General features: G+C 58.0%; 7 protein-coding genes. 3 read left to right on the top strand and 4 right to left on the bottom strand.

Going from position 1 to position 5,156, the window contains the following annotated elements; all coding sequences use genetic code 11:
* The first annotated feature begins 95 nt into the window (after positions 1-95).
* The 3 genes from fumC (at position 96) to gmk (ending at position 2,412) form a co-directional block, all read left to right on the top strand.
* A complete protein-coding gene (fumC, locus tag HEQ34_RS13775; RefSeq protein ID WP_296201445.1) occupies positions 96-1,484 on the top strand; it encodes a class II fumarate hydratase in 1,389 nt (462 codons plus the stop codon).
* A gap of 10 nt (positions 1,485-1,494) precedes the next feature.
* Positions 1,495-1,689: a hypothetical protein gene (locus HEQ34_RS13770; RefSeq protein WP_296201443.1), complete on the top strand. Its 195-nt coding sequence runs from the start codon at positions 1,495-1,497 to the stop codon at positions 1,687-1,689.
* Positions 1,690-1,758: 69 nt separating this feature from the next.
* Entirely contained in the window at positions 1,759-2,412 is a 654-nt protein-coding gene (gene gmk / locus HEQ34_RS13765) for a guanylate kinase (protein ID WP_296201442.1), read from the top strand.
* Between the two features lie 48 nt (positions 2,413-2,460).
* On the opposite strand, the gene HEQ34_RS13760 is transcribed toward gmk, so the two are convergent.
* The 4 genes from HEQ34_RS13760 to HEQ34_RS13745 all read right to left on the bottom strand — a co-directional run bounded on the left by HEQ34_RS13760 (position 2,461) and on the right by HEQ34_RS13745 (position 4,610).
* Complete coding sequence (locus tag HEQ34_RS13760) at positions 2,461-2,937, bottom strand: DUF3429 domain-containing protein (RefSeq protein WP_296201440.1); 477 nt, start codon at positions 2,935-2,937, stop codon at positions 2,461-2,463.
* A gap of 67 nt (positions 2,938-3,004) precedes the next feature.
* Positions 3,005-3,706: an ATP12 family chaperone protein gene (locus HEQ34_RS13755; RefSeq protein ID WP_296201438.1), complete on the bottom strand. Its 702-nt coding sequence runs from the start codon at positions 3,704-3,706 to the stop codon at positions 3,005-3,007.
* On the bottom strand, positions 3,703-3,942 hold the full coding sequence (locus tag HEQ34_RS13750) for a hypothetical protein (protein ID WP_296201436.1): 240 nt from the start codon (positions 3,940-3,942) through the stop codon (positions 3,703-3,705). Before HEQ34_RS13750 ends, HEQ34_RS13755 begins: the two co-directional genes overlap by 4 nt.
* The gene (locus HEQ34_RS13745) at positions 3,939-4,610 is read right to left on the bottom strand and encodes an HAD-IA family hydrolase (RefSeq protein WP_296201434.1); all 672 of its coding nucleotides are present in this window, start codon (positions 4,608-4,610) and stop codon (positions 3,939-3,941) included. The genes HEQ34_RS13750 and HEQ34_RS13745 overlap by 4 nt, the downstream gene beginning before the upstream one ends.
* Positions 4,611-5,156 lie beyond the last annotated feature (546 nt).

The raw sequence follows: 5,156 nt of genomic DNA, 5'->3' as shown, positions 1-5,156 counted from the left end.
GCCCCTGAACCGCACGAAGAAGCCGGCAATGACGGCCCCTCCGTCGTCGTCGAAGACGGCTCCAACGTCGTCAGCGTGGACTTTGGACGGAAAAAGTGACGGGGCAAACCCGCACGGAAACCGACAGTTTTGGGCCCATTGACGTCCCCGCAAACGCCTATTGGGGCGCGCAGACGCAGCGTAGCATCGCCAACTTCCCCTTCCCTGCGCATGAACGCATGCCGATGGGGATTGTGCATGCGCTGGCATTGGTAAAACAAGCCGCATCGCGGGTTAACCGTAAGCATGGGCTGGATCCGACGCTGGCCGACGCCATTGAAGCGGCGGCAGCAGAAGTGATCGCCGGAAAGCATGACGATCAATTCCCGCTGACCATCTGGCAGACCGGCAGCGGCACGCAATCGAACATGAACGTGAATGAGGTTATCGCCGGGATTGCCAATGAGGCATTGACCGGAACACGTGGCGGCAAATCGCCCGTGCACCCTAATGACCATGTGAATATGAGCCAATCGTCGAACGATAGCTTTCCAACGGCGATGCATGTAGCCATCGCCATGGCGGCACGCGACCAATTGTTAAGGGCCGTTCGGGCATTGGCAGCGGCTTTTGCGATCCATACCGAAAATTGGGCCAATATCGTCAAGATCGGACGCACGCATCTGCAGGACGCGACGCCTTTGACATTGGGCCAAGAATTTTCGGCCTATGTCGCGATGCTCGGTGACAGCGCAGACCGAATTGTTGGCATATGGCCCCGGCTTTCGCGGCTGGCACAAGGTGGAACTGCGGTTGGTACCGGCTTAAACGCGCCGCCAAATTTCGGCACAGATTTCTGTACCGAACTCGCCGCCCTGACCGGCGGGGTGCCATGGATCAGCGCGCCGAACAAATTTGAAGCTTTGGCGTCGCACGACACGCTGGTCGAAATGTCCGCCATCTTGAATACCCTCGCAGTCTCGCTAACAAAGATCGCCAACGACATCCGCTTGCTTGGCTCCGGCCCGCGCGCCGGACTTGGCGAGCTCATTCTGCCCGAAAATGAACCCGGCAGCTCGATCATGCCCGGCAAGGTCAACCCGACGCAATGCGAAATGCTGACCATGGTGGCCGCACAAGTTATCGGTAATCATCAGGCGGTGACGATTGGCGGGATGCAGGGGCATTTGCAGTTAAACGTGTTCAAACCGATGATTGGTGCAAATGTTCTGCGTTCGATTGAACTGCTTAGCATCGGTATGGACAGCTTTGCCAAAAACTGCGTCGCTGGTCTTGAACCCGACCGCGCGCACATCGCGGAATTGGTTGACCGATCGCTCATGCTCGTCACCGCGCTCGCGCCGATCATCGGCTATGACAATGCCGCCGCTATCGCCAAACAGGCGCATCGCGACGGAACCACCCTGCGCGAAGCGGCGTTGGCATCTGGACTGGTTGACGAAGCCACTTTCGATACCCATGTCAGGCCAGAGAATATGGTTTAGGAGACGCTTCATGCTAAAATCCATCGCAGGAGCCGTTATTGGCGAAGTTATTGGACGCAAGCAGGGTCATGGCTTGCTCGGCGCTGGCATTGGTCTGGTGGCTACACGCCTGGCGGCCCGCTCGATTCCTGGCCTGTTGCTCGTCGGCGGCGCAATTGTGGCCAAAACCATCTATGACAAGCGTAAAGAGCATAAGGACGCCTAACCCGCTTTCGTCACCCGCCGACCGCGCTTCCCTCTTGACGCCGCCCTGCCCTTTCGGGCAGTAGCGGTTATGGCCCATAACGAAACCCATAAGCCGTATGAATTGGAGCGCCGCGGCCTCCTGTTCGTCCTTTCGTCGCCTTCCGGCGCTGGCAAGTCCACGCTTTCGCGCATGTTGCTGGATGCGGATGAAAAGATCGCCTTGTCGGTATCCTACACAACCCGTCCCCCCCGGCCCGGCGAAATTGAGGGCGTGCATTATCACTTCACCGATGTCGCGACATTCAAACAAATGGCGGCGGACGGCGAATTTCTGGAATGGGCGCATGTTTTTGGCAACCGTTATGGCACGCCAAAGGCCCCCGTTGAGAAAAAGCTTGCGGCAGGTTGCGATGTCCTATTCGACATCGACTGGCAAGGCGCGCAGCAATTATATCAAGAGGCTGGCCCTGACGTCGTGCGCGTTTTCATCTTGCCCCCATCGATTGAGGAGCTGGAGCGCCGGTTATTAAGCCGCGCGCAGGACAGCGAAGCCGTCATTAGCGACCGAATGAGCCGCGCAAAGGCGGAAATCGGGCATTGGGACGGCTATGACTATGTGCTTATCAACGATGATGTGCAGGCCTGTTTTGAAAAAGTGCGGCAAATACTCGCGGCCGAACGCATGAAACGGCGGCGGCAAAAGGGCCTGATCGGCTTTGTCCGTGACATTGCTGCGACTTAGGGCCGCGAATTAGGGCCGCGAGCTAGGGCCGCGAATTAGGACCACGACTTAAGCCAATCCCGCCAGCAACAGGGTCAATCCGCCCAGCCCAATCGACAAATGCCAGCGCAGCTTCATCCAGCCCGCTGGCAAGGTGCAGCGCGCCGACAGCCAGCGATCCGCCAAGGGCGATAGCAGCAGGAAAAAACCAAGCCATGCCATCGACGGGCCGGGCCATTCCCAACCCAAAATCCACGGCGCATAGGTCGCAAGCGCCAGCAAGCTGGGCGCAACGGCAAGTGCAAATATGCCATTGGCCGACGCGTCATCCCGGCGCGTGGTCGCGCCAAGCGCCCACCACATGCCGCCAATGAAGCTGAAGATAAATGCGGCATAACCATAAGCCAAAGCAAGACCGGTCCAGCGATATTCGGAAGCCGACACCACCATCGCGGCGGCAATAATCTGCGGCAATAATCCTGCATAGCCAGCGATAAAGGCCGCCTTGGGAATGGGGCGTAAGGTGAATGTCTCGCTGTCTGCCATGGCTATAATCCTTGAATGCAAAGCGCCATTACCCGCTCTGATCACCCCCTGCGAGATGGGTATTCACCTATGTTCCCGGCGTCAGCAGGTCGAGAAAGCGGACCGCAGCCATAAATTCGCCTGCGCGGTCGTTGCGGTTTTTCTGCGCCCAATGGTCGGCGCCCCAATATTCTTCCTGCCAAAGCTCATCGAGGCAAGCGGCGTTCCAAATGTCTTCGGGCGTGCCAGCGCGCTCAACGACCGCCAAGGTTGCAACGAGCGACCCCGACAAATGCGCAAGCTTCGCCATGGCCGCCAGTTCAAACGTACCGCGTGCAGCGACCACCCCGCACAATGTGTCCAGCGTTGCTGCGGGTTGCGGCTGGTGCATGATGCCTTCGACAATCACGAAGCTGATGTCATAGCGCCCTTTCGCCCAATCCAGCCAAGGGTCCCAAATCTGTGCCTGCCGTTCGGCAAGAGCCTCGCCTGCTGCGCCGCGATAGCAAAATAGGTCGGTCTCACCATATGCGGCGATGGCGGCGGCAAAGCCAGCGCGATCCGGAGCGATCCGGTCAATGGCGGCATTGGCAAAGCCGGTCACGGGCATCAATATCGGGTTGAGCGTTTTTTCTACCGCTTCCCACTCGGCCACCACCGCGTCCGCCATTTTCTGCGTCGGCAGCGCGAGCGCATTGCCGGTCGGTGTCTTTACCGGACGCCCATCGAGCCTGACGGCTTGGCCCAAGGGGGTGGGTTCAAGCGTAACCTCTTTCCAAAACCGCCTCATAGACCGGGCTTACTTTTCCATCTTTTGGACAGGATTACAGGCACGAGAAGAAAGTCGAGTATACCGACCAGAAACAACAGATATCCCGCCGCCTTGGGCAGTCCAAACGCCTCCCGCGCGATGACGGCAAGGCCCACGACAAGCATGATTGCGCCCGTGATCCGGCACAGGTTGATGACCAGAAAGCGATATTGCGCCTGCACCTCTGCGCGGGCCTTGTCATCGATTGGCGTCATGCAAAATCCTTTAGATAGGCCTTCAGATCGTCCATGCTTTCGGCGATATAGTCTGCCCCTGCTTCGCGCAACTCCGCAACACGGTGATAGCCCCAATTGACGCCCACGGTGCGCGTTCCGGCCGCACGGCCCATATGGATATCATACACGGTATCGCCAATGACCACTGCATTGCGTGCGTCCGCGCCCGCATCGGCCAGTGCCTGATACACCATCGACGGGTGCGGCTTGGACGGGTGGCGGTCGGCGGTTTGCAGCGTTACGAACAAGCCCGTAATCGCATGATGGTCCAAACAGCGGATCAGCCCGCGATCGGACTTGCCCGTCGCCACGCCCAGATTCCATCCGTCTTCGTCCAGTTCGGACAATAAAGCCGCCATGCCGTCATATAATGGCTCATCGACCAAGCCACTGTTGCGCAGGTTGAGGAAAGCGCCTCGGTAATGTTCGGCCAACTCATCATGGGTTTTGTCATCGGCATCGGGCAACAACACCCGCATCGATTCCACCAAAGACAGACCAACCACGCGCCGTATATCCTGCCGCAGCGGCGGCGTGCGCCCCGCACCCTCAAACGTATGCTCCATCGCCATACAGATATTGGCCTGACTATCGACCAAAGTCCCGTCGCAATCAAATATGGCGAGGCGTGTACGCGATTTGGTCACTAATAAGCCTCCCTATCATACTGAACTCTTACCCGACATCCCGAACGTTTACCATCGTCACGCTGACCCCCTACCCGTCACCCTGAACCCTTACCCGTCACCCTGATCCCTTACCCGTCACCCTGAACTTGTTTCAGGGTCCATTTCTCCACCGCAACTGCCGGTCGTTTGGCACGATAGACCCTGAACCAAGTTCAGGGTGACGAAAAGGAGGACGTCATCAGCATAACGATAGGAGGCCGTAAAAAGCGACATCTTCCTGCCTTCGTGTCTTCGTGCGAACCAAAAAAGCAAGAAGGTTCGCACAAAGGCACGAAGACAATAAGCGACTATTTCTTCCCAGCAGGCTTTTTTGCAGGAGCCCTTTTTGCCGCCGCTTTACCCGTCACCCTGAACCCTTACCCGTCACCCTGATCCCTTACCCGTCACCCTGAACTTGGTTCAGGGTCCATTTCTCCACCGCAACCGACGGTCGTTTGGCACGATAGACCCTGAACCAAGTTCAGGGTGACGAAAAGGAGGACGTCATCAGCATAACGATAGGAG

Origin of the sequence: Sphingorhabdus sp. (genome assembly GCF_023910635.1) — a bacterium.
Taxonomy (GTDB): domain Bacteria; phylum Pseudomonadota; class Alphaproteobacteria; order Sphingomonadales; family Sphingomonadaceae; genus Sphingorhabdus_B.
This window is presented reverse-complemented; position numbering and strand designations above follow the sequence as displayed.

Coding starts and splice junctions, on each gene's coding strand:
- HEQ34_RS13770 (WP_296201443.1), top strand. CDS start 1,495: ATGCTAAAATCCATCGCAGGAGCCGTTATTGGCGAAGTTATTGGACGC.
- gmk (WP_296201442.1), top strand. CDS start 1,759: ATGGCCCATAACGAAACCCATAAGCCGTATGAATTGGAGCGCCGCGGC.
- HEQ34_RS13760 (WP_296201440.1), bottom strand. CDS start 2,937: ATGGCAGACAGCGAGACATTCACCTTACGCCCCATTCCCAAGGCGGCC.
- HEQ34_RS13755 (WP_296201438.1), bottom strand. CDS start 3,706: ATGAGGCGGTTTTGGAAAGAGGTTACGCTTGAACCCACCCCCTTGGGC.
- HEQ34_RS13750 (WP_296201436.1), bottom strand. CDS start 3,942: ATGACGCCAATCGATGACAAGGCCCGCGCAGAGGTGCAGGCGCAATAT.